This is a genomic window from Glycomyces sp. NPDC047010, assembly GCF_040644205.1.
In the GTDB taxonomy this organism is placed as follows: Bacteria; Actinomycetota; Actinomycetes; order Mycobacteriales; family Micromonosporaceae; genus Glycomyces.
In genome coordinates this window covers 194,066-216,295 of record NZ_JBEYVY010000001.1, presented here as the reverse complement: position 1 = coordinate 216,295, position 22,230 = coordinate 194,066, and the positions used below count along the sequence as shown (strand labels likewise).

Annotated in this window: 22 protein-coding genes, 1 tRNA gene, 1 other RNA gene and 1 pseudogene; 16 read left to right on the top strand and 9 right to left on the bottom strand. The window is 68.9% G+C overall.

Going from position 1 to position 22,230, the window contains the following annotated elements; all coding sequences use genetic code 11:
• The first annotated feature begins 53 nt into the window (after positions 1 to 53).
• Positions 54 to 767 (top strand): hypothetical protein, encoded by a 714-nt coding sequence (locus AB0A65_RS01015; RefSeq protein ID WP_359944201.1) that lies wholly within the window; start codon positions 54 to 56, stop codon positions 765 to 767.
• Between the two features lie 500 nt (positions 768 to 1,267).
• On the opposite strand, the gene AB0A65_RS01010 is transcribed toward AB0A65_RS01015, so the two are convergent.
• Together AB0A65_RS01010 and AB0A65_RS01005 are read right to left on the bottom strand one after the other, a co-directional pair.
• Positions 1,268 to 1,340: transfer RNA gene (locus AB0A65_RS01010), tRNA-Glu, on the bottom strand.
• Between the two features lie 217 nt (positions 1,341 to 1,557).
• Positions 1,558 to 2,190, bottom strand: coding sequence for a hypothetical protein (locus AB0A65_RS01005; RefSeq protein ID WP_359944198.1), 633 nt, complete (start codon positions 2,188 to 2,190; stop codon positions 1,558 to 1,560).
• Positions 2,191 to 2,529: 339 nt separating this feature from the next.
• Between AB0A65_RS01005 and eno the strand changes: the two genes are divergently transcribed.
• The 4 genes from eno to AB0A65_RS00985 all read left to right on the top strand — a co-directional run bounded on the left by eno (position 2,530) and on the right by AB0A65_RS00985 (position 5,913).
• A complete protein-coding gene (eno, locus tag AB0A65_RS01000; RefSeq protein ID WP_359944195.1) occupies positions 2,530 to 3,810 on the top strand; it encodes a phosphopyruvate hydratase in 1,281 nt (426 codons plus the stop codon).
• A gap of 117 nt (positions 3,811 to 3,927) precedes the next feature.
• Positions 3,928 to 4,455, top strand: a complete 528-nt coding sequence (locus AB0A65_RS00995; RefSeq protein WP_359944193.1) for a septum formation initiator family protein — start codon at positions 3,928 to 3,930, stop codon at positions 4,453 to 4,455.
• 4 nt (positions 4,456 to 4,459) lie between these two features.
• Positions 4,460 to 4,993 (top strand): DUF501 domain-containing protein, encoded by a 534-nt coding sequence (locus tag AB0A65_RS00990; RefSeq protein WP_359944190.1) that lies wholly within the window; start codon positions 4,460 to 4,462, stop codon positions 4,991 to 4,993.
• Positions 4,990 to 5,913, top strand: coding sequence for a Ppx/GppA phosphatase family protein (locus tag AB0A65_RS00985; RefSeq protein WP_359944187.1), 924 nt, complete (start codon positions 4,990 to 4,992; stop codon positions 5,911 to 5,913). The genes AB0A65_RS00990 and AB0A65_RS00985 overlap by 4 nt, the downstream gene beginning before the upstream one ends.
• A gap of 55 nt (positions 5,914 to 5,968) precedes the next feature.
• Here AB0A65_RS00985 and AB0A65_RS00980 read toward each other — a convergent pair whose 3' ends face one another.
• The gene (locus tag AB0A65_RS00980) at positions 5,969 to 6,643 is read right to left on the bottom strand and encodes a hypothetical protein (RefSeq protein ID WP_359944184.1); all 675 of its coding nucleotides are present in this window, start codon (positions 6,641 to 6,643) and stop codon (positions 5,969 to 5,971) included.
• A gap of 118 nt (positions 6,644 to 6,761) precedes the next feature.
• Here AB0A65_RS00980 and AB0A65_RS00975 point away from each other — a divergent pair, with 118 nt between their 5' ends.
• Positions 6,762 to 7,454: a TetR/AcrR family transcriptional regulator gene (locus tag AB0A65_RS00975; protein ID WP_359944181.1), complete on the top strand. Its 693-nt coding sequence runs from the start codon at positions 6,762 to 6,764 to the stop codon at positions 7,452 to 7,454.
• 63 nt (positions 7,455 to 7,517) lie between these two features.
• Here AB0A65_RS00975 and AB0A65_RS00970 read toward each other — a convergent pair whose 3' ends face one another.
• Positions 7,518 to 8,324, bottom strand: a complete 807-nt coding sequence (locus AB0A65_RS00970; RefSeq protein WP_359944178.1) for a protein phosphatase 2C domain-containing protein — start codon at positions 8,322 to 8,324, stop codon at positions 7,518 to 7,520.
• Between the two features lie 249 nt (positions 8,325 to 8,573).
• Between AB0A65_RS00970 and AB0A65_RS00965 the strand changes: the two genes are divergently transcribed.
• The 8 genes from AB0A65_RS00965 (at position 8,574) to ssrA (ending at position 16,043) form a co-directional block, all read left to right on the top strand.
• The gene (locus AB0A65_RS00965; RefSeq protein ID WP_359944175.1) at positions 8,574 to 9,908 is read left to right on the top strand and encodes a protein kinase; all 1,335 of its coding nucleotides are present in this window, start codon (positions 8,574 to 8,576) and stop codon (positions 9,906 to 9,908) included.
• 230 nt (positions 9,909 to 10,138) lie between these two features.
• Entirely contained in the window at positions 10,139 to 10,642 is a 504-nt protein-coding gene (locus AB0A65_RS00960) for a PadR family transcriptional regulator (RefSeq protein WP_106361802.1), read from the top strand.
• 121 nt (positions 10,643 to 10,763) lie between these two features.
• Entirely contained in the window at positions 10,764 to 11,894 is a 1,131-nt protein-coding gene (gene prfB / locus AB0A65_RS00955; RefSeq protein WP_359944172.1) for a peptide chain release factor 2, read from the top strand.
• Positions 11,895 to 12,124: 230 nt separating this feature from the next.
• A complete protein-coding gene (gene ftsE / locus AB0A65_RS00950; protein ID WP_106362569.1) occupies positions 12,125 to 12,805 on the top strand; it encodes a cell division ATP-binding protein FtsE in 681 nt (226 codons plus the stop codon).
• Between the two features lie 22 nt (positions 12,806 to 12,827).
• Positions 12,828 to 13,703 carry a permease-like cell division protein FtsX gene (gene ftsX, locus AB0A65_RS00945; RefSeq protein ID WP_359944169.1) on the top strand — a complete coding sequence of 292 codons (876 nt, stop codon included), beginning with the start codon at positions 12,828 to 12,830 and terminating at the stop codon, positions 13,701 to 13,703.
• 71 nt (positions 13,704 to 13,774) lie between these two features.
• Positions 13,775 to 15,016, top strand: coding sequence for a M23 family metallopeptidase (locus tag AB0A65_RS00940; protein WP_359944166.1), 1,242 nt, complete (start codon positions 13,775 to 13,777; stop codon positions 15,014 to 15,016).
• A 39-nt stretch (positions 15,017 to 15,055) separates the two neighbouring features.
• A complete protein-coding gene (gene smpB, locus AB0A65_RS00935) occupies positions 15,056 to 15,562 on the top strand; it encodes an SsrA-binding protein SmpB (RefSeq protein ID WP_359944163.1) in 507 nt (168 codons plus the stop codon).
• Positions 15,563 to 15,665: 103 nt separating this feature from the next.
• Positions 15,666 to 16,043: a transfer-messenger RNA gene (gene ssrA, locus AB0A65_RS00930) on the top strand.
• Between the two features lie 625 nt (positions 16,044 to 16,668).
• On the opposite strand, the pseudogene AB0A65_RS00925 reads toward ssrA, so the two are convergent.
• The 3 genes and pseudogenes from AB0A65_RS00925 to AB0A65_RS00915 form a co-directional block, all read right to left on the bottom strand.
• Positions 16,669 to 17,694: pseudogene (locus AB0A65_RS00925) on the bottom strand (recombinase family protein); the annotation flags it as partial.
• Positions 17,691 to 17,855: a hypothetical protein gene (locus AB0A65_RS00920; RefSeq protein ID WP_359944160.1), complete on the bottom strand. Its 165-nt coding sequence runs from the start codon at positions 17,853 to 17,855 to the stop codon at positions 17,691 to 17,693. The gene AB0A65_RS00920 and the pseudogene AB0A65_RS00925, both read right to left, overlap by 4 nt.
• 563 nt (positions 17,856 to 18,418) lie before the next feature.
• The gene (locus AB0A65_RS00915; protein WP_359944157.1) at positions 18,419 to 19,369 is read right to left on the bottom strand and encodes a replication-relaxation family protein; all 951 of its coding nucleotides are present in this window, start codon (positions 19,367 to 19,369) and stop codon (positions 18,419 to 18,421) included.
• A 290-nt stretch (positions 19,370 to 19,659) separates the two neighbouring features.
• Between AB0A65_RS00915 and AB0A65_RS00910 the strand changes: the two genes are divergently transcribed.
• Positions 19,660 to 20,226: an HD domain-containing protein gene (locus tag AB0A65_RS00910; RefSeq protein WP_359944154.1), complete on the top strand. Its 567-nt coding sequence runs from the start codon at positions 19,660 to 19,662 to the stop codon at positions 20,224 to 20,226.
• On the opposite strand, the gene AB0A65_RS00905 is transcribed toward AB0A65_RS00910, so the two are convergent.
• A complete protein-coding gene (locus AB0A65_RS00905) occupies positions 20,214 to 20,684 on the bottom strand; it encodes an NUDIX domain-containing protein (protein ID WP_359944152.1) in 471 nt (156 codons plus the stop codon). The two genes, AB0A65_RS00910 and AB0A65_RS00905, sit on opposite strands and share 13 nt — an antisense overlap.
• Positions 20,681 to 21,004, bottom strand: coding sequence for a hypothetical protein (locus AB0A65_RS00900; RefSeq protein WP_359944150.1), 324 nt, complete (start codon positions 21,002 to 21,004; stop codon positions 20,681 to 20,683). The genes AB0A65_RS00905 and AB0A65_RS00900 overlap by 4 nt, the downstream gene beginning before the upstream one ends.
• 598 nt (positions 21,005 to 21,602) lie before the next feature.
• On the opposite strand from AB0A65_RS00900, the gene AB0A65_RS00895 reads away from it, so the two are divergent.
• Positions 21,603 to 22,181, top strand: a complete 579-nt coding sequence (locus AB0A65_RS00895; RefSeq protein ID WP_359944147.1) for a hypothetical protein — start codon at positions 21,603 to 21,605, stop codon at positions 22,179 to 22,181.
• Positions 22,182 to 22,230: the final 49 nt, after the last annotated feature.

The window sequence follows — 22,230 nt, the reverse complement described above, 5'->3', positions numbered from 1 at the left end:
AAGGGGTAGGGAGAACCCGGGCATCGTCCAAGGCCCAGGTGCGGCATCGCCGGTTGGCATTGCTCATCGCCTACGGGCTGGGGTGCGCCGCGGCCGCGCTTCCGGCCGGGATCAGCGGGAATAACCAGGCGTGGCATCGGTTCATCGAAGCGGAACCGCAGATCGTCGCGGCCGAGGCGGACACCGTCCTCGACGTCAAGCAAGGCTCTAGAGGAGGTCCTGACACGGTCTACCTCAGCGGCTTCGCCGAGTCCGGCGGTGCCCGTTACCAGTTCGACAACACGCCAGTGCGCTTCGACGACTGGGGCGGTCCGGAGGATCTTGAGGATGCCGACCTCTGGGCGGTGTTCGATCCGAAAGATCTCGATGCGGGCTTCGTTGTCACGCAAGGCCGATCAGATGCTGAGACGACGCTGGAGTACCCGGTCGCACCACTGCTGCCGTTCGGACTGGTGCTCGCGGGATGCTGTTGGGCAGTACAGCGTTTGTTCCTGTGGCCGCGGAGGTTCCCCGAACGGATGCTCAAATCCATCGACGAGGCTCCCGCCTGGCTATGGGCGCTGTTCATGATCCCGTGTGCCTTGTGGGCCACAGGTATGGCCCTGATCGTGGCTCTGGCAGGTGACGATGCGCCGCTCAAGGCAAGCCCGCTCGACTCCGACCAGACCATGTCAATCTTCATCTGGATGGTGCTCCTGGCCCCCGGTATCGCCTGCTTTCCCGCGTTCTTCCACTCCACGGCGGTCAACCTCGTCCGGGCGCGGTGACACCCACACCACCCACATCGGCTGAAGCTCCCGAATCCTGTCGTTTTTGCGAGAAGTGCGGTTGATCCTTGCCAGACGCTGCCGGGCTCGTCAGTATTGCTCCCCCAGCGAGGTGCTGGACAGGATCGATGGAGGAGTTGGCGATGGCTGCTTGCGATGGTGGGGCGTGGACGCGAGAGCGGGTTGAGGGGTTGGGGGTGGTCTGTGATGTGGAGACTGCTGGGCAGATCCTGGGGATCGGGCGGACGGTGGCGTATCGGCTCGCGAGGGGGGGGGTGCTTTCCGGCGCCTATCCGGAAGGTTGGCGGGCAGTACCGGGTTCCGGTGAAGGGGCTTCTCGACTTCCTCGACGGGGTTGGGTCGGAGGGCCGGAATGTGGGGGAGGCGGTCGGGCGCTGACCGGAAGTGGTGGGCGGTCCTGCTACCACGGTGCTATCACAGGGCCCGGTGATAGACTCAGGGGCCAACCGGAGTTGGCCCCTGAGCTGTGTATTTACCTGTACTCCCGAGCGGATTCGAACCGCCGTTTCCGCCTTGAGAGGGCGGCGTCCTAGGCCCCTGGACGACGGGAGCTTGCCTTGTTGTTCGCGGGCTGGCCGCGGCAACGGAGACAACTGTACATGGTCGGGGGAGGGGGTGTGCAAGCGGGATATGGCTTGTGATGTGGCCTACGTCGGGGGGAGTGCGGGCCGGGCGCGGCGCCGACACCTTCTCAGGTGAACCCCCGTTGCGCCCGTCCCGGCCCGCCGGGCGACTGTAACGCGCCGGGCCGGGGGGCGCAGGGTGATTCTCACTGGTTGCTCGTGGTGGCCTGTCCGGTGATGCCGTCGAGCCAGGCGGAGTCGACGCCGTCGTGGTAGTTGACGAGCTTGGCGGTGTACGCGGCGTCGCCGACCTTCGCGGTGATGCTGGCGATGACGCCGACGGTGGTCACGCAGACCTCGAAGGAGCCGACGGGGGCGCCGGTGGCGCCCTGGACGTCGACGCAGTCGGCGAGCTCGCCGGCGAGGGTGGTGTCCGAGAAGTCGGCGCTGGCGGCGGAGTCGGCGGCGGCCGCGGCCAGCCAGGACGCGACGTCCTCGTCGGTGGGCAGGAGCCCGTCGAGCTCCTGGCGAAGCCAGACGGCGAGGTCCGCGGCGTCTTCGCCCGCCCAGAGGGACGGGCGGTCGCCGACGACGACAGCGGCGGTGCCCGCGTCGGGGTCGACGGCAACGAGGAGGGCGTCGTCCGATCCTTCGAGGAGGTACTCGGCGGTGTAGGCGTGGCCCTCGCCGTCGACGAGGCGCTCGCTCAGCTCGGTGAGGGCGGCCTGGTCCTCCGAGGCGGCCTCCCCGCCGCCTTCGCCTCCGGAGCAGCCGGCGAGCGCCAGCAGCGCCGCCGCGCCGAAGGCGGCGCAGCGCCGAAGGGGGTTCTGCACGATCATGGGGCTCCACTTCCGTAGTGCGCGGCGATGGAGGCGCCGGGGCCGCTCTCGGCGGCCCTCGCGAGCCGCGGTTCGGGCGTCGGCATCCGGGGGGCACGCCTGGCACAGGTGTCCGATCTGAGAATAGGACTCCACCTTATAGCGCCCTATCCAGCCTCCATGTAACACGACGGGGGCCGGTCGCCGCCATCGCGTTTTCGCGGCTCGGAGGCACTGCCGCCGGGGCCGGGGCGTAGGCTGGGGTGCTGTGGCCGGCGCAGTGTCGGGTCGGCCGAAATCCTTCGGACACGGCCCCGTAATCGGGCCGATAGTCATGATTCGGCTATCTCAGGAGTGACAGTGGCTGCAATTGAAGACATCCGGGCCAGGGAGATCCTCGACTCCCGCGGGAACCCCACGGTCGAAGTGGAGATCCTGCTCGACGACGACACGCTTCAGCGCGCGGCGGTGCCCTCCGGCGCCTCCACCGGCGCCTTCGAGGCCATCGAGCTGCGCGACGGCGACAAGTCCCGCTACCTCGGCAAGGGCGTCGAGAAGGCCGTCGACAACGTCAACGGCCCGATCCGCGACGCCCTGATCGGCATCGAGGCGTCTGAGCAGCGCCTCGTCGACCAGGCGCTCCTGGACGCCGACGGCACCCCGGACAAGTCGAACCTCGGCGCGAACGCCATCCTCGGCGCGTCCCTCGCCGCCGCCAAGGCCGCCGCCGACTCCGCGGAGCTGCCGCTGTACCGCTACGTGGGCGGCCCGAACGCGCACCTCCTGCCCGTGCCGATGATGAACATCCTCAACGGCGGCTCCCACGCGGACTCCAACGTCGACGTCCAGGAGTTCATGATCGCCCCGATCGGCGCGCCGACGTTCAAGGAGGCCCTGCGCTGGGGCGCCGAGACGTACCACGCGCTCAAGTCGGTCCTCAAGGACCGCGGCCTGTCCACCGGCCTCGGCGACGAGGGCGGCTTCGCGCCGAACCTGGAGTCGAACCGCGCCGCGCTCGACCTCATCACCGTGGCCGTCGAGAAGGCCGGGTACAAGCTCGGCACCGACATCGCCTTCGCGATGGACGTCGCCGCCACCGAGTTCTTCACCGACGGCGCCTACCTCTTCGAGGGCCAGAAGAAGACCGGCGACGAGATGAGCGCCTACTACGAGGAGCTCATCGGCGCCTACCCGTTCGTGTCCATCGAGGACCCCCTCTCCGAGGACGACTGGGCCGGCTGGTCCGCGCTCACCGCCGCCGTCGGCTCGCGCCTCCAGATCGTCGGCGACGACCTGTTCGTGACGAACCCCGAGCGCATCCGCCGCGGCATCGACGAGCAGGCCGCCAACGGCCTGCTGGTCAAGGTGAACCAGATCGGCTCGCTCACCGAGACCACCGACGCCGTCGAGATGGCCCACCGCGCGGGCTTCGGCTGCATGATGAGCCACCGGTCCGGCGAGACCGAGGACACCACCATCGCCGACCTGGCCGTGGCCATGACCTGCGGCCAGATCAAGACCGGCGCCCCGGCCCGGTCCGACCGCGTCGCCAAGTACAACCAGCTGCTGCGCATCGAGGAAGACCTCGGCGACGCGGCCCGGTACGCGGGCGCCTCGGCCTTCCCGAAGTTCGGCAAGTAAGAACATATCCAGGGGAACCTGAAGCGGACCTGAAGCCGCCTGAAGGGAACCTGAAGTGAAGGCCCCCGTGCTTCGGCGCGGGGGCCTCCGCCGTGCCGCATCGACTAGGCTGGGCCCGTGAACGCGAGCCGCCGACCCAGCCGCCCCGGAGGACGATCCACCGGTCCCGGCCGCACCCGCGCCGCCCGGCGCCCCGCCCCCGGGGCCGCGGGCCGCGCCGAGGTCAAGCGGGTCCGGTACCGGCCCGCGAAGAAGGTCTCCCGCCGCGCCGCCGTCCTCGCGCTCGTCCTCTCCGCGCTCGCCCTCGCGTACGCCTACCCCCTGCGCACCTACGTCGAGCAGCGCATCGAGATCAACCGCCTCGAAGCCGAGCAGTCCGCCCAGCAGGACCGCATCGACGACCTGGAGGCCGAGCGCCTCAAGTGGGACGACCCCGAGTACGTGGAGGCCCAGATCCGCTCCAGCCTCCTCCTCGTGCCCCCCGGCGAGGACCTCGTCATCGTCATCGACGAGGACGACCCGAAGCACACCGGTGGCGAGGACGACGAATCCGGGGCCGACAAGCCCTGGTACGAAGCGCTCACCGATACCTTTGAAGACGCCGATCAGCTTGATCCGGACGAGACCGAGGAACCGGGGGAGTAACCGAGTGAAGCCCGAAGCGTGGCCGCAGGACCCGCAGCCGGTGACGGAGGCCGACGCGGCCGCCGTCACCAAGCAGCTCGGCCGCCCCATCCGCGGCGCCCGCGCCGTCGCCTGGCGCTGCCCCTGCGGGCAGCCCGCCGTCGTCGAAACCGAACCGCGCCTGCCCGACGGCACGCCGTTCCCCACCACGTACTACCTGACCTGCCCCAAGGCCGCGTCCGCGATCGGCCGCCTCGAAGGCGGCGGCGTCATGAAGGACATGAACGAGCGCCTGAACGCCGACCCCGAGCTCGCCGAGCACCACCGCCGCGCCCACGAGGACTACCTCGCCCGCCGCGCCCGCCTCGGCGACGTCCCCGAGATCGCGGGCGTCTCCGCCGGGGGCCTGCCCGACCGCGTCAAGTGCCTCCACGCCCTCGTCGGCCACGCCCTCGCCGCCGGACCCGGCGTCAGCCCCATGGGCGACGAGGCGATCGAGATGCTCCCCGAATGGTGGCGCTCCTCCAGCTGCGCGACGAAGCAGGAGGCCGCCGAATGAGCGCCCGACGCGTCGCTGGGATCGACTGCGGCACCAACTCCATCCGCCTCCTCATCGCCGACGTCGACGACGCGGGCCGCCTCCACGACGTGGTGCGCCGCATGGAGGTCGTGCGCCTCGGCGAAGGCGTCGACCAGACCGGCCGCCTCTCCGCGGCCGCGCTGACGCGCACCCGCGACGCGCTCGCCGACTACACCGCGCAGATCAAGGAGCACGGCGCCGAGGCGATCCGCATGGTCGCCACCTCCGCGAGCCGCGACGCCGCCAACGCCGCCGACTTCACCGCCATGGTCGAGCAGGTGCTCGGCCAGGCCCCCGAGGTCATCACCGGCGACGAGGAGGCCCGCCTGTCCTTCACCGGCGCCGTCGCCACCCTCCCCGCGCACGACGGCCAGCGCCTCCTCATCGACATCGGCGGCGGCTCAACCGAGTTCGTCCGCGGCACCGGCGGCGACGTCGTCGCCGCGATCTCCGTGGACGTCGGCTGCGTCCGCATGACCGAGCGCCACCTCCACTCCGACCCGCCGCTGAGCGGCGAGATCGGCGCGGCGGTCGCCGACGTCACCGGCATCGTCGACAAGGCGCTCGCCGTGGCCGATCCCGGCCGCGAGGCGACCGAGCTCGTGGCCGTGGCCGGGACGGCGACTACCGTCGCCGCGATCTCCCTGGGCCTGGCCGCCTACGACCCCGACGCGATCGACGGCACGCGCCTCACTTATGCGCAGGTCGCGCAGGTCGCCGACGACCTCGCCGCCGCCGATCTGGACGCGCGCCTGGCGATCCCCGTCATGCACCCGGGCCGCGCCGACGTCATCGTCGGAGGCGCCCTCGTGCTGCGGACCGTCATGGAGCGCAGCGGGATCGGCGAGGTGCTCATCTCGGAGCACGACATCCTCGACGGCATCGCGCTGTCCGCTTAGGACGTACGGAGGCGGCCCCCGGCGAGTGATCGCCGGGGGCCGCCTCCTTATTCGCTTACACCGCTTGCAGTTCCTTCGCGGGCGCCTTCGAGGAGGCCCGCCACAGCTCGGCCGCGAGCCACAGCGCCGCCACCGTCACCAGTGCGCCCCAGACGATCCGGCCCGGCTGCGGCAGGAAGAACTGCGGCAGGAACGTGACCATGAGGACCGCGAACGGCACGCCGGACCACTTCGACAGCACCCCCGAGCGCCACACCGCGACCGCGGCGAGGACGCCGGCGACGGCGATGAGCGCCAGGCCGATCGCGAACACGGTCATGGCGGTCGAGTCCATGCGGAACGCGTCGCCGACCTCGGTCAGCGAGGCGTCCCCGTCGGCGACGGCGCGCTCGCCGATCGCCTTGAGGCCGTAGACCTCCGCGCCGTAGTACGAGATCGTCAGGCCCGAGCCGATGTAGCCGATGGTGGCGGCGAGGAAGGCGGTCCTCTCGTTCCGCGTCCCCTCCAGGAGGCCGCGCAGGGCGCCGTACCCGAGGGGGATGAGGATGAGGCCGACGATGGCCGAGACGTGGGCGATCGACCATCCGGCGCTGGCCCAGGAGGCGGCGCCTTCGAGGGTGGTCTGGTCCTCGCGGGGCGCGGCGACCTCGTAGAGGACGAAGAGGATCCCGGCGAGCGCGAAGGCGAGGGCGCCCATGCGGGCTCGGGGGTCGGGGGCAATGCGGGTCATGGAGGCTCCTTGGGGTCCACCGCTCGCTTTAGTGAGCGGTGCTCTCTGTTGAGAGCAATGATTGCACACGGTTCCCGAGGATGCAAGAGCGGTGCTCTCGTTTCTGTACACTGGTCTCATGAACGCGCCGAGAACCGCCAGAGAACGCGCCCGCGCCGAGCTCACGAAGGAGATCCTCGCGACCGCCCGCCGCCAGCTCGGCGAGGTCGGGGCCCCCGGCCTGTCGCTGCGCTCGGTCGCCCGCGACCTCGGCATGGCCTCCTCGGCCGTGTACCGCTACTTCGCGAGCCGCGACGAGCTGCTGACCGCGCTCCTCATCGAGTCCTACAACGAGGTCGGCGAGGCCGCCGAGAGCGCCGACCGCCCGAAGGCCGTGCCCGAGATCCGCTGGATCGGCGTCTGGAACGGCGTGCGCGACTGGGCCCTCGCCAACCGGCACGAGTACGCGCTGCTGTTCGGCACCCCCGTCCCCGGGTACGCCGCCCCGCACCTCACCACCGAGATCGCCGCCCGCATGCCCCTGACGCTCGCGCGCATCGTCGCGGACGCCAAGCGCGACAACGGCCTGCGCCCCTACACCGGCCCGAAGTGCGACCCGGCCGCGATCGAGCCCGCCATGCTCGCCCTCCTCGAAGAGGGCGCCTTCACCGTCGAGGAGACCGCGCGGCTCATCCTCGCCTGGAACCGCCTCGTCGGCATCATCGGCTACGAGCTCCACGGGCACCTGAACAACGTGACCGCCGACGACGCCGCGTACTTCGACTACGCGGTCCGCGCCGAGGGCGCGAACGTCGGCCTCGCGTTCGACTGAACGCGGGAGGGCCGCCCGGCGATGCCGGACGGCCCTCCCGTCGAGTCCCAGAGGTCTTGCGTCCTAGAAGAAGTACAGGCCCAACGCGATCGCGGCCACGAGGAGCACCGCCGCCACCGCGGCGAGCACCCACGGCCAGCGGCGGCGCGCGCGGTGCTCGGAGACGTCGCCGACGACGACGGTGACGTTGTCGGGGCCGCCGCCTTCGAGCGCGAGGCGCACCAGCTCCTCCGCGGCCGCCTGGGGGTCGGCGAAGTCGCGCAGGACGTTCTCGATCACGGCGTCGTCCACGACGTCGCTGAGCCCGTCGGAGCAGAGCATGTACCGGTCGCCGAGCTGCGCGGGCCGCGTCTCGAAGTGCGCCGGGGCGGGGTTGGCCTGGAGCACGCGGGTGACGACGGACTTGTAGGGGTGGTCCTGGGCCTCGGCGGGGGTGATGGCGCCCTCGTCGACCAGGTGCTGCACGTACGAGTCGTCCACGGTGACCTGGACGAAGTCCTCGCCGCGGACCTGGTAGGCCCGGGAGTCGCCGATGTGGACGATGTCGACCGCGTCGTCGCCGAGCCACAGGCCCGTCAGGGTCGTCGCCATCCCCTCGGACTCGGGGTTCTCGGCCACGGCGGCGCGGATGCGGTCGCGGGCGGCCTCGACGACCTCGCCCAGCTCCGCGTGGGCGTCCGCGGGGGAGCGGCGGGCCAGGCGGGTCACCTCGGCGATGGTCACCCCGCTGGCGACCTCACCGGCGGCGGCGCCGCCCACGCCGTCGGCGACCGCGAGCAGCCGCCGCGACGCGAGGTGGGAGTCCTCGTTCAAGTCGCGGACTTTGCCCACGTCTGTGGCGGCGCCGTAGCGCCATCGCAATTCGGTCACAGGCGATCACCACTGATTCGGCACTGAGTTTCGGCAGTCTGTTCAAAGCTTGGCCGTTCGAGGGACATGGGCGCAAGTGTAGTGGTCCCGCACTCACAGGACGCGACCGTTGAGCCCCGGTCCGCGCACCGGACGCGCCCCGCGCTGTATCCCCCGTTCGTGCCAGCCTGCCAACCCGCCGCTGAGCTGCGGTGACGTCCCGATTACAGTGGATTCAGCCCGCTTCGCCACCCACCCCCGGGAGCTGCCATGAAGTCCGTGCTGGCCGACCGCTACGTCCTGGAGCACGAGATCGCCCGGGGCGCGGTGGGCGTCGTCTGGCGGGCCTTCGACCGCATCACCGGCGAGTGGGTCGCCGTCAAGGTCCTCCGCGAGGAGCTGCGCGGCGAGGCGGAGATCTTCGAGTCCTTCCGGGCCGAGGCCGAGATCCTGCGGACCATCGACCACCCGGGCGTCGTCGCGGTCAAGGACTTCATCGTCACCGAGGCCGTCTGCGCGGTCGTCCTGGAGTTCATCGAGGGCCTGGACCTGCGCGAGCACCTGCGCCTCCACGGGCCCCTCCCGGCCGCCGAGGCCGCCCTGCGGTGCGCCAGCGCCGCCGAGACCCTCGCCGCGGTCCACCGCTCCGGCTACCGCCACTCGGACGTCAAGCCCGGCAACCTCATGCTCGCCGGATCGGACGGCGTCAAGTTCGTCGACTTCGGCATCGCCCGCGCCGCCGCCTCCCGCACCGCGCCCTCCCACGGCACCCCCGAGTACATCGCCCCCGAGGTCGCCTCCGGCGACTCCGCGAGCACCGGCGTCGACAACTACGCGCTCGGCCTGGTCCTCTACGAGGCGCTCACCGCGCACAGCGCCTACCGCGGCGGGTCCATCACGGAGGTCGTGGAGCGCCACCTCACGCGCATCCCCGTCAAGCCCGCGGCGGTCGACCGCGACCTGTGGCAGGTCGTGGAGACGCTCCTGGCGCTCGACCCGCGCGCCCGCGGCGACCTCGACGCGGTCGCCGCCGAGCTGCGCCGCCTCGCCCCGCGCCTCTCCCGCCAGGCCACCGCGCCCATCGAACCCGAACTGCGCGAACGGGACACGACGAAGGCGTTCAACTACGAGCCCGTCACGCCCCACGCCGCGGAGGGCATCGGCGCGCTCCTCGCCGCCGGGCAGGAGCCCGGCGCCGAGCCCGCGCGCCGCGGCCGGTTCCTCGTGGCCGCCTTGGTCCTCGTGGGCCTGGCGGCCGCGGCGGTCTGGGCCGTCGCGGCCCTCACCGGACCCGACGTCCCGAATGCGGAGAATGCGGGCGATCCGTCTGAAGAGGCCGGAACGTCCGCCCCCGCCGAGGACGAGTCCTCTGCGGACCCAACGGAACCGGACGCGAGCGGCACGGCGTCGGCCGACGAGGAGTCCGCCACTCCTGAAGGGCCGGAGTCGGAGAGCCCCGACGACGGGGCGGAATCACCTGATATGTCCGGATCAGAGGGTGAAACTGGAGGCTCCACTGAGGGCGGTTCCGACGACGACTCGCCCGGATCGGACCTCATCGGTTCCCCCATGCCGACAAGTGAAAACGGCCGCGACAGTCGATAATGATCCATGCGCGGCGAGTGACGCCGCGTCACCCGAACCGATGAGGGCGATGGGGATCACACGATTGGAATTCTCCGATCATGCGTTGCAATCCCGTATCGGTCGCCGTCGGATTCACATGGCTTGCAGTGCTTTCCGTGGTCACGCAGCACGAACCATCGGTCGGGGTCTATCGACACATTGGAGCTGTCCACTTGTCAGGGCGGCATCCACATGGCATCCTGTCGGGCATGGCAGGAAAAGAACTCAACGCGACCTCAGCAGCATTGCTGGGCTTGCTGCACGAAGGACCGATGACCGGCGGACAACTCATGGCGGAGGCGACCCGTCGCCTCGGTCCGTACTGGACCATGACGCGCTCGCAGGTCTACCGCGAACTCCCCGCCCTCGCCGAAGGCGGCCTGGTGCGCGTCGGGAAGCCGGGGCCGCGCGCCTCGGTGCCCTACACGATCAGCGCCAACGGCAAGCGGGCGTTCACCCGCTGGCTCAACGAGCCGGCCCGGATCGGCCAGCTGCGCGACCCCGTCGCGCTGCGCACGGCCTTCCTCGACTACCTCTCGAAGGACACCGCCGACGAGATGTTCGCCGACGCGGTCGAGCAGCACCAGGAGGCCTTGGCAGAGGCCCGTGCCGCCGCGAAGGACTACGCCGACGAGGACCCGAACGCCGCCGTCGCGATGGAGTTCGCGATCGGCTACCACCGTTCGGCGCTCAGCTGGCTGAAGAAGCGGTAGTCGCCTAAAGACCCCGGCGCCGAGCCGGACGCACGAGATCAAGCACGGAGCGGGACGCGGCCCCAGAGGGGCTCGCGTCCCGTTTCGTATGAGCCCGAATACAGGCGTACCCTGATCTGTTGTGACCAGTGTCGATGTTTCCGCCGATCTCCGCGAACTCAAGGCGACGCTCGCCAGCGTCGAGGCCGTCCTCGACCTCCCCGCGCTCCGGCGCGAGCTGTCCGAGCTTGAGGCCGCGGCCGCCGACCCCGGGCTGTGGGACGACCCCGATCACGCCCAGAAGCTCACCTCCCGCCTCTCCTCCATCCAGGCCGAGCTCAAGAAGCTCACCTCGCTCCACGGGCGCATGGACGACGTCGAGGTCCTCTTCGAGCTCGCCGACGCCGAGAACGACCCGAGCGCGGCCGCCGAGGCCGGCGCCGAGCTCGCCTCGATCCGCAAGGCCGTCGACGAGCTGGAGGTCCGCACCCTCCTCTCCGGCGAGTACGACGAGCGCGACTGCGTCGTGACCGTCCGGTCCGGCGCCGGGGGCGCCGACGCCTGCGACTTCGCCGAGCAGCTCATGCGCATGTACCTGCGCTGGTCGGAGCCGCACGGCTTCGGCACCGAGGTGTACGACGTGTCCTACGCCGAGGAGGCCGGCATCCGCTCGGCGACCTTCGCCGTCAAGGGCCCGTACGCCTACGGCCACCTCTCCGTCGAGCAGGGCACGCACCGCGTCGTGCGCATCTCGAAGTACGACAACCAGGGGCGCCGCCAGACCGGCTTCGCCGCCGTCGAGGTCGTCCCGGCCCTGGAGCAGACCGACGAGATCGACGAGATCCCCGAGGACGAGATCCGCGTGGACGTCTACCGCTCCTCCGGCCCCGGCGGCCAGGGCGTCAACACCACCGACTCGGCGGTGCGCCTGACCCACCTCCCCACCGGCATCGTCGTCTCCTGCCAGAACGAGCGCTCGCAGCTCCAGAACAAGGCCACCGCGATGGCGGTCCTCAAGGCCAAGCTCCTCCAGCGCACCCGCGACGAGGAGCGCGCCAAGGTCGACGAGCTGCGCGGCTCGGCCACCGCCTCGTGGGGCGACCAGATGCGCTCCTACGTCGAGCACCCGTACCAGATGGTCAAGGACCTGCGGACCGGCTTCGAGACCGCCGACGTCAAGGGCGTGTACGACGGCAACATCGACGGGTTCCTGGAGGCGGGCATCCGCTGGCGCAAGAGCAGCGAGAAGAACGCCGACCAGCTCGGATCGTAGCTCCTGTTTCCTATAGGATCTACGATCCGCTGTGGACGGCCCGTGCCCGCCCGGTGACCCTTCGACGCGCGCGCATGGGCCTCCTGACCACATGTGCTTCCCCCGTTCGGGCGAAATCGCGTCGTTACCACCGGGCGGTCGTGACATATGGGTCCGAAACGACGGAATATGCCACGCTTGTACTGGAGCCGCCGGACCCCCTCCGGAATTCGGCGGATAGACTCCGCCTCGTGATTCAGCTTGAGGGTGTAACCAAGCACTACCCCCGGTCGAACCGGCCCTCGGTCGAGGACATGAACGTCTTCATCGACAAGGGAGAGTTCGTCTTCTTCATCGGCCCGACCGGTGCGGGTAAGTCCACGATCATCAAGCTCCTGCTCCGCGAAGAGATCCCGGACAAGGGCAAGATCACCGTCGGGGACACCGACGTGACCCGGCTGCGCCGCTGGAAGACCCCGGCGTACCGCCGGAGCATCGGCTGCGTGTTCCAGGACTTCCGGCTGCTGCCGAACCGCACCGCCGCCGAGAACGTCGCGTTCGCGCTGGAGGTCATCGGCAAGCCCAAGTCCGTGGCCCGCCGCGTCGTCCCCGAGGTCCTCGAACTCGTCGGCCTCGGCGGCAAGGAGCACCGCTACCCGCACGAGCTCTCCGGCGGCGAGCAGCAGCGCGTCGCCGTGGCCCGCGCGTTCGTCAACCGCCCGCTGCTCCTGCTGGCCGACGAGCCCACCGGTAACCTCGACCCCGACACCTCGATCGAGATCATGCGGCTCCTCGACCGGATCAGCCGGACGGGCACCACCATCCTCATGGTCACCCACGACTCCAACATCGTGAACCAGATGCGTCGCCGCGTCATCGAGATCGAGAACGGCCAGATCGTCCGCGACCAGGCGCGCGGCGTCTACGGCTGAGCGAAAGGCAGAACCAGAGCTAATGCGCGCGAAGTACGTGATGTCCGAGGTCTTCCTCGGACTGTGGCGCAACATCTCCATGACCGTCGCCATGATCATCACCATGGCCGTCTCGCTGACGATGCTCGGCGCGGGCCTGCTGCTGTACAACCAGGTCGACGTCATCGAGGAGTACTACCAGACCAACCTCGAAGTGGTGGTCTACCTCGACCGCGACATCGACCAGCCGACGACCGACCAGCTCAAGGCCGACCTGGAGGCCAGCGGCTACGCCGAGCAGGTCGTGTTCGAGTCCAAGGACAAGGCGTACGAGCGGTTCAAGGACACCTTCGAGGAGTCCAAGGACCTCGTCGACTCCGTCGACCCCGAGGTGCTCCCGGCGGCCTTCCGCATCAAGATGAAGAACATCGACGACGCGCCGAAGCTCATCGCCGACTTCCAGGAGCGCGAAGGCGTCTACCAGGTCACCAACCAGCGCGACATCCTCCAGCAGGTGTTCGACATCCTCGGCGGGGCCCAGCGCCTCACCCTGATCGTCGCGCTCGTCCAGGGCATCGCCGCCCTCATGCTGGTCGCCAACACGATCCAGGTCGCCGCCTACTCGCGGCGCCGCGAGGTCGCCATCATGAAGCTCGTCGGCGCGCCGAACTGGTTCGTCCAGGCGCCGTTCGTCCTGGAGGCCGTGTTCGCGGGCGTCATCGGCGCCATCTTCGCGTTCGCGACGCTCATCGCGGCGAAGTTCCTCGTCATCGACGGCCAGTTCAAGGACCTGTTCTCCCTGATGCCGCCGATCGACATGCAGTCGATCCTCATGCTGCTGCCGATCCTCACCGGGATCTCCGCGCTCATCTCCGCGGTCACCGCGTGGATCACGTTGCGGTTCAACATCAAGGTCTGACCCTCACCTGATCGGGGCGCTCGCGCCGATCTGCCTGAAGATCCGTCGCAGATGGACTACATTCGGGCGCTATGAGGCGAATCGGATGGCTGCTCGCGGCCCTGCTCCTGACGGCGGGGACCGCGAGCAGTCCCGCATTCGGGGTCTCCCAGTCCGATCTCGACGAGGTCGACCGGCAGAAGGCCGAGATGGCCGCCGAGCTGGAGGACGCCTCCGACGAGGTCCGCGCCGCCGGCGCCGTCCTCGCCGAGACCGAGGCTCGCCTGCCCGGCGCCGAGCACGACGTGGACGTCGCCCAGGGCCGCGTCGCCGCCGCCGAGGCCGAGTCCGCGCAGGCCGCCCGCGAAGCCGAGGCCGCCCGCGAGGCGCTCGCCGCCGCCGAGGCCGAGTACGAGGCCGCCGCCGCGGCCGTCGACGAGGCCCGCGAGGCCCGCGCCTCCCTGTTCAACGCCACCGCCCGCGGCGCCGAGCTGCTCACCGTGGACGCGATCCTCGCCTCCGACGAGCCCGCCGAGGCCATCGACGGCCTCACCTACCTCGAATTCCTCATGGACGGCAGGGACCAGGCCGTCCAGGAGGTCACCCTCTCGCGCCGCGAGGCCGCCAACGCCGAGAACGCCGCCGCCACGGCCCAGGCCGCCGCGGAGGCCGCCGAGGCCGCCGCCGCGCAGGCCCTCGCCGACGCCCAGGCCCGCGAGGCCGAGGCCCACGCCGCGCAGCTCGCCGTCCAGCAACTCCAGTCCGACCAGGAGGCCGCGCTCGCGGTCGCCGAGTCCTCCCGCGACGAGGCCCAGTCCGACTACGACGACCTCGAAGCCGAGTCCGAGCGCCTCGCCGACCAGCTGCGCCGCGAGGACGACGACGACAACGGCGACCACGGCGGCGGCTCGTCCTCCGGCGGCGGTGGCGGCGGGCGCGGCTGGGTCGTGCCGGTCGACGGCTGGAAGTCCTCGGACTTCGGCTGGCGCATGCACCCGATCTTCGGGTACGCGCGCCTCCACGGCGGCACCGACTTCGCGGCGTCCTCGGGCACCACGATCCACGCCGCGGCCTCCGGCAAGGTGGTCTACGCGGGCTGGAGCTCCGGCTACGGGAAGCTCACGTGCATCTCGCACGGCGGGGGCGTCACGTCCTGCTACGCGCACCAGTCGAGCATCTGGGTGTCCTACGGCGAGCACGTGGACAAGGACGAGGGCATCGGCGCGGTCGGCACCACCGGCGACAGCACCGGCCCGCACTTGCACTTCGAGGTGCGCGTCAACGGCGAGCGCGTCAACCCCGTGCCGTACCTCCCGTCCTGCCTGTGCCGATAAGGTTTCGACGTACGACTGTTCGATCGTTAAGCTTGCCTGGTGTCCAAGAAGAAGCAGGAAAAGGTCAAGCACTCGGGTCCCGAGCGCTCGGTGGTGACCACCAACCGGAAGGCCCGCCACGACTACGAGATCCTGGACACCTTCGAGGCCGGGATGGTCCTGTCGGGGACCGAGGTCAAGGCGCTGCGCCAGGGCCGCGGGAACATCGTCGACGCGTACGCCGAGATCCGAAACGGCGAGGCCCGCGTCCACAACTTCCACATCCCCGAGTACGACTACGGGACGTGGACGAACCACCCGCCCCGGCGCATCCGCAAGCTCCTGCTGCACCGCTCCGAGATCGACAAGCTCGCCCCGAAGCTCGACGAGGCCGGCCTGACGCTGGTCCCGCTCTCGGTGTACTTCCAGAACGGGTACGCCAAGATGGAGCTGGGCCTGGGCCGCGGTCGCAAGAACTACGACAAGCGCCAGGCCATCGCCAAGCGCGAGTCCGACCGTGAGATCGAGCGGGCCGTCGGCCGCGCCAACAAGCGCGGCGGGAGCTGACGGGAATATCGGGTCGACCCCGGCCGTTGGGACGGGGTAGAATTCCGCAGTACAACTGAACAGGGTGATTTACTCACTCGACGTTGCGCCTGGCATCCATCCAGGGGCTGATCGGTTTCGACTCCGTACGTTGACGTGAGGGAAGCGGGTCGAGGAAGCCAACGCCGTCTCGTAAACCGATGTTGGAAACCAACAAGTGCCAACGCAAAGCAACGCACTGACTTCGCCCTCGCTGCCTAAGCGAGCGTGAAGTTTGCCGCACCAGGGGCGCATCCGCCCTGGATCTGCGGCATCATTTAAGGATGCTGTGGCCGTCGTCTTGATCGCTGGGACGCCGTCCGAGACTTTCGGCGATTAGAGCCCGTCTCACCGACTCGTCCGCGTGATCGGTGGGGCTCGATAAAAGGCACAGCGGACTGCACCCGGAGAAGCCTCATGAAGGCCGCGGAGGACCAGGGTTCGATTCCCTGCAGCTCCACCATAAGGTCTGACCTTGAACTCAGACCCATATGAACGTCACTGTCGTCAGCGGCATCAACCTCCGGGTTGGTGCCGCTTTCGCGTGTCCGGTCGCGGTAGGTCAGGACCGGGCTGATGGTCGCGGTCGTTGTGCTGGTGGTGACGACAGGCTGGTGGGTGTCGTCGGCGTCGAGGGCGAGTTTGGCGAAGCAGATGGAGTTGAGAATCTTCCGGTCCTCGTTGCGCATGCCTTCGTAGAGTCCGCGCGGGTCGGCCAGGAGGTCGAGCAGGGGCGCGACGAGCTCGGCGGCCCCGGCGAGGTGGGGGGTGTGGTCGGTGGCGAGTTGGGAGTCGATGGCCTCGCGCTGGGTGCGGATGTCTTTGACGCGCGTGGTGAGTTTGTCGGTGGGCCAGTCGGGGTGGCCGAGCAGTTCGACGATCTGGCCTTCGAGCGCATCGAGGCGGGTGCGCTCGCGTTTGAGGTTGCGTCGCAGGACGGTCGTGGTCTCCCGGTTCGCAGTGGCGACGCCGGAAAGACCCTGCTTCGCTTCCGCTGCCTCGGTGGGGCTGAACGCGATGGTGGCGTAGTGGGCGGCGACGGTCCGTTCGACGGTGGCGGTAGCGAACCGAGGGAGGTCGCATCCGCTTCGCTCGTTGCGGCCCATGCACAGGAAGTAGAAGTACAGGCGCCCGGTCTTGGACTTGGCCCGCTCGATGATCAGCCGCCTCCCGCACCGCCCGCACCACACCAGGCCCTTGAGGTAGTGGTCCCATTTGCGGTCGCGATTGCCCGCGCCGTGCTCCTCGTAGAGCACGGTCTGGACCTTGTCAAACAGCTCGGTGGTGATGAGGGGTTCGTGGCGGCCGGGGTACTCGGTGCCGTTGAAGGTGACGGTGCCGAGGTAGTAGCGGTCGCGGAGCATCTGGCCGATCTTGTGGATCGAGACGGCCGTGCCCGCCGGGTATTTGCGGGTGGGTCGGGTGCGCAGGCCCGCGCTGGCGGCGAGTCCGCGAAGCTGGGGGAACGAGTGCTGGCCGGTGGCGTAATGCTCGAACAGCATTCGTACGAGAGGTGCGCGTTCGGGGTCGGGTGCGACGGTGCGGACCTCGTGGCCGTCGACGGTCTCGCGGACGTTCAGATACCCGAGGGGCGCACGGCCGGGTGTGCCGCCTCGGGCGGCCTTGGCTTCCATCTTGTAGGCGATGTCCTGGCCTGAGACGCGGGACTGGTACTCGTTGAAGCCGTCGACCATGTGCGCCATGAGGTCGCCGGTCGGGGTGTCGTCGGTGGGGTCCTTGACCGACAGGATCGAGACGCCGAGGCTGCGCAGTTCGCGCTTGGTGAGCCCTGCGTCGGTGGCGTCGCGGAACAAGCGCGAGCGCATGTAGACCACGACATGCTCGATGTCGCGCTGGTTGCGGATGCGGCCCATCATCCGGCGGAAGGCGGGGCGGCCGTCGATCGAGCGGGCGGACTTCCCCGGCTCGACGTACTCCTCGACCACGGTCAGCCCCAGGCGCTCGGCCAACTGCATGCAGGCTTTGCGCTGGGCCGGGATCGAGTTCCCTTCAGGGTCGTAGTCGGTCTCCACCTGCCCCTTGGAGGACACCCGCAGGTAGATGACGGCCCTGCCGCCGTCTTGGTGGCCTTCCCGCTGGTCGTGGTCGTTCATGTTGCTGCTTCCCCTTCGGCGTCGTCTGCATGGCTGTCAGGGGCCGCCGGACCTGACGCGGTCGGTTCGGCGTCGTCGTCTGCGGCGCGTTGTAGTGCGACGCGCAGCAGTAGCGCGGCCAGCCGGTCGGTGTCGATGACATCGCGCCGTTTGCCGGTCACGCGGATGTGTCGACTGGCCCGGCTCATCGCGCCCACCGCCGGGTGAATGCGTAGGTAGCGGCCCCTTTGGGGACCGTAGCGCGGACTCGATGGGGATACGAGCCTGCAACACGGACGGGTGAAGCGACTCGGATCGCGCACGCAGCGGAGCGCTGTCGAGCCGCTGCCTCGCGTACGGCCGAGCGCGACAGGTGTGCCCGTGCAGGCTGTGGGAAGAGAGATGACCAGAGCAAGGGAAGCGACGCGCCGTCACTCGTGGTCTCAGATGTGCTCTAGGTTATCGGAATGTGACTCATGTTGCAAGTACGAGAGTGGCAGCCGATGCTGAATGAGGCTGAGGGGAGCGAGCCGGGAGGTGCATGCAGGTCGCCGTAAGACCCTTTGGGGGTAAATCAGAATGTATTTAGTAGGACCCGCACAGCGTCTGACATCTATGCGTAGCGAGCTGGGGAAACGCGGCGGTGCGGGTGCCCGAGGCGTCTCGGAGGTGCTCGCGGAGACGGAGACGGGGCCCCTCCCGGACATGGTTCCGGAACTCCTTGGCCGCGCCTTCGCTACTGCCGTTACAGATGGCGGAAGGTGTAGACCTCTGCGAGCCGCCGCATCTCACCTGGCGAGGTCCCGGCACACCACCAGACCGGGCCGAGCGGATCGCCACTCCGTGCGGTGGTGGAGGTGGCGACGAGGTCGAGGCCGCCTGTGGCAGCGAGCCGGTCGTGGAGGTTCGCCTCCCGTCCCGGCTTGGTGAACTCGATGAGCATCATCCGCGGCGGCGCCTGGGCGAGGACCTGCTCGCGGGTGTACCTGCCCTCCTTGATGTCCCTGAGACTGATGCTCTGGCGCCGGGCGATCTCCTGGTTGTACCAGTCGACTTTGCCCACGAGACGGTCCAGCGGCTCGGTCCCGGTGTCGTACTCGTACCAGAACTCCCGCTCCCGCCCGGCGAAATCGAGGTCGAAGCAGCCGTCCGCTCGCACACCCGAAGCCGGGGACACCCGCACGGCCTCATGCTCGACATACCAGTACCGCAGCTCGGCATCGAGGCTGGTGCGGCAGGAGAACGCCAGACGCGTGTAGAAGTCGTTGACGCCTTCGAGGTGCGAGCGGTGGGACGAGAAGAAGAGCTTGTCCGCGTGCTGCCGGGCCTTCAACTTGGTCGGGGGCCTGCCGGGCTGCGGCTTCTCGCTCTTGCCGAAGAGATCAATCCCGGGGTCACGCTCGAAGTCAGCGGTAGCAATCGCGTGCACCAGGGACAGGCCGTGCCAGCCCAAGAAGTACCGGTACGCCTCGTGCGTCGAGGGGCGCCGGCGGTCCAGCAGCCCCCGCTCGCACAGCGTCTTGACCCGGTCGTAGGCCGAGGAGGCCGAATCGAAGAAGACCCGCTCCAACTGCACGATAGTGAGCAGCCGGAACCGGCTCAAGTGCTTGATGATCGCATAATCGCGCTCCGTCAACTGGTGGGCAACCTCGCCCAGCGACGCCGCCGCCAGCGCGGGCTTACGCCAGGATGCCATAGACCCACCCCCGACCCAGGTGCCTGCGGGCACGTCTCCGTGCGGCACCGCTTTCGCGAGGCCGTTCCACCCTCATCTCGTACTGGATCGTTTGAACTCCTCTCGACGCTGGAAGCAAGTTGGCATGATCGCTTGCACTGCGAGCGCGAGCATGACTCGAAAACCTTGCTAAAGCAAGCGTTCGTGCGGGTCTGTGAGGGTGAAGCACCCGCACAAACCCGCACCGCACCCGCACCACCCGACCGTTCATGTCGAGATGTCCGAAACTTGAGGCGGGCTAGGATCGTCGGGTGCAACTGGGCATGGCTGATCGCGCAAGGGGCCTCGCAGAGCAGAAGTTGAGCGAGGTGCTGCCTCGTCGGTGGCGGCATGTTCAAGCGGTGGCCGCTCGCGCTGAGCAGTTGGCTTCACTCATTGAAGAACCGCACGACCGCGAGCTGCTCGTGTCGGCCGCGACGTTGCACGACATCGGCTACGCACCTTCGATCGCCAAGACGGGATTCCATCCACTCGATGGGGCACGGTGGCTCCGGGACCTCAAGTTCTCAGACCGCGTGGCGGCGCTAGTTGCTCACCACACCAACGCTGTTGTCGAGGCGGAGCTTCGCGGTTTTGACCGGGAGCTCTCCGACGAGTTCGACCGTGAGATGTCCCGTGTGGCTGACCTGCTCTGGTACTGCGACCTGACCACCGGACCGGACGGCCAGGAGTTCACGGTCGAGGAACGCATCGCTGAGATCCGGAATCGCTACGAACCGGGTTCCGTTGTCGTCGAGTTCATCGAACTCAGCGCAGGCGAGTTCTTCGAGGTAGTGAAACGAGTCGAGGACTGGATTCGGCCTACTCAGCCGATGTAAGGCTCGCTGCGGTTGGCGAGGCCGTGCTCGATGCGCAGCCGCATCGAGGGGTTGATGGGCAGGTCGGCGAGATCCTTCGATGCGACCCAGGCGACCTGAGTCGATTCGGAGCTGGTGCGCAGCGCCCCGCCGACCGGCTCGCCGCGAAATGCGACCGAGAACTGCTGGCGGACCTCGCCGTCGCTGTACTCGATCAGGTGGCCCGGGTCGGTGTAGAGGCCGATGACGCCGGTGATCTCGATGTCGAGCCCGGTCTCCTCCTTGGTTTCGCGGATCGCGGTGTCGGCGATCCGCTCCCCCAGGTCATGCCCGCCACCAGGCAGTGCCCAGTCGCCGTTGTCCGAGCGCTGGATCAAGAGCACCCGCCCCTCGCTGTCGGCCACGAAGGCGACCGTTGAGGGCACGACGCTGTTGGGCGCGGGAGCGTCGGGATTGTTGATGTGGTCGATGCGGCTCATGGCCTCACCTTGCCATGATCACCGCTCCAGGCGCTCCGCGAAGCGGTCCAGACTCGGTCGAAACTGTCAGCGTACGAGTTGAACAGGGTGCCCCCGGCGAGCCGACGCAGGTGAAGGACCGGGGCGTGGGCGGCAGGGAACCCGTACAGGTGCGTGTTGACCAGCATCTCGTCGTCATAGCGGTAAATGCTGTTGTACAGCGTCGTCGAGTGGTAACCGACGAAGACGCTCTCAGTGCCCCGCAGTTTCTCGTAGAAGGACAGGACGTTGCGGACCTTCGCGGCGAGCGCATCGCCGATGCCCTCCTCGCGCCCTCGCACCCCACCACCTCGCTGTCAGGGTCACCGAGCAGGATCGTGATCCTGGTGCCAGCGGCGGCCTTCTGCTGCAACGCCTCGATCAGACCCGGATCATGTTCGGGCAGGAACAGCCCGGAGTACACGAGGATGCTGATCCGCTCGGTGGCGTTGTCGAACAACCGCCGCCACAACTCCGGCGGCACCTGGAAGCGGCGCGGGTAGGTCCGGATCACCTCGGACTGGGAAACGCGCGCTTGGCGCTCGGCGGTGTCGATGTTCGGCCACAGGTACTCCTCGGTCTCATCGAGCATCGTGGCGACCGCCGAGCGGTGTCGCGGATACGGCACTCGACCGCTGCTGATCCAGCGCCGCACGGTCTTCGCATCGACTTCGATCTCCTCCGCAATCCCCTCCGGCGTCAGCCCAGCCATCTGCATGGCTTCCTTCAATCGCTCATTCGGCATAGGGATTCCCATCGGGGACGGCTTCGGGTCTGGAGGACGTCTCTTCGCGTCCCATTGTGTAGTTCAGTCGTCCCTGTCTGTCAACCACCCTGTAGGTACGCCGCTTTCAAACGGCACCAAGCCGAGGCCAACGACCACGCAACAGGGGGATACGCATGACGCAGGCACAGGCGCCCGACCAGGCCGCTAAGTCGGAGGTGCTGGGCGAGTGGATGACCGAGTACGGCAACCGCCTCACCCTCATGGCCCGCCGGACTACCGGGTACGCCTCGATCTGGCTGACCCACCTCGGTAAGCCCGCCAAGATTGGCTCGGCCGCACACGCAGGCGGTGTCCTCCGTGAAGTCCGCTGGGAAGAGCCCTGGCGCGAGCAGACGGACGAATGGAAGAACCAGCAACGCCGCCACATCGCCTCGCTCATCGCCACCTGGTACGCCGAAGGGCACGAACCTCCGAGACCGGCCGCCCTATCCTCGACCGCGATCGGCACTTTCGACTGCTTCGGCTTCCGCTTCGCCGTCGAGCCCACCGCCGCCTCCGAGCACGCCGTCCTCAGCGTCATCAACGTCGCAGGCACCCTCACCCCGGTCGCTGACCTCCTCCACGACCAAGGCCGAATTTGCGGCATGAGCACCCGCCCCGGCTGGAAGAGCACCCCCGACGACCGCAAACGAACCTGGCGCCACGAAGCCGAAGCCATCCTCACCCGAGCAGCCCAACAAGGCCGCCTCTGAGACCTTCCTCCAATGGGTGGGGCTCGCAAGGTGGAGCGAGCCCCACTTC

Coding starts and splice junctions, on each gene's coding strand:
- AB0A65_RS01005 (WP_359944198.1), bottom strand. CDS start 2,190: ATGATCGTGCAGAACCCCCTTCGGCGCTGCGCCGCCTTCGGCGCGGCG.
- AB0A65_RS00985 (WP_359944187.1), top strand. CDS start 4,990: ATGAGCGCCCGACGCGTCGCTGGGATCGACTGCGGCACCAACTCCATC.
- AB0A65_RS00980 (WP_359944184.1), bottom strand. CDS start 6,643: ATGACCCGCATTGCCCCCGACCCCCGAGCCCGCATGGGCGCCCTCGCC.
- AB0A65_RS00975 (WP_359944181.1), top strand. CDS start 6,762: ATGAACGCGCCGAGAACCGCCAGAGAACGCGCCCGCGCCGAGCTCACG.
- AB0A65_RS00965 (WP_359944175.1), top strand. CDS start 8,574: ATGAAGTCCGTGCTGGCCGACCGCTACGTCCTGGAGCACGAGATCGCC.
- AB0A65_RS00960 (WP_106361802.1), top strand. CDS start 10,139: ATGGCAGGAAAAGAACTCAACGCGACCTCAGCAGCATTGCTGGGCTTG.
- ftsX (WP_359944169.1), top strand. CDS start 12,828: ATGCGCGCGAAGTACGTGATGTCCGAGGTCTTCCTCGGACTGTGGCGC.
- AB0A65_RS00940 (WP_359944166.1), top strand. CDS start 13,775: ATGAGGCGAATCGGATGGCTGCTCGCGGCCCTGCTCCTGACGGCGGGG.
- AB0A65_RS00915 (WP_359944157.1), bottom strand. CDS start 19,369: ATGGCATCCTGGCGTAAGCCCGCGCTGGCGGCGGCGTCGCTGGGCGAG.
- AB0A65_RS00905 (WP_359944152.1), bottom strand. CDS start 20,684: ATGAGCCGCATCGACCACATCAACAATCCCGACGCTCCCGCGCCCAAC.
- AB0A65_RS00895 (WP_359944147.1), top strand. CDS start 21,603: ATGACGCAGGCACAGGCGCCCGACCAGGCCGCTAAGTCGGAGGTGCTG.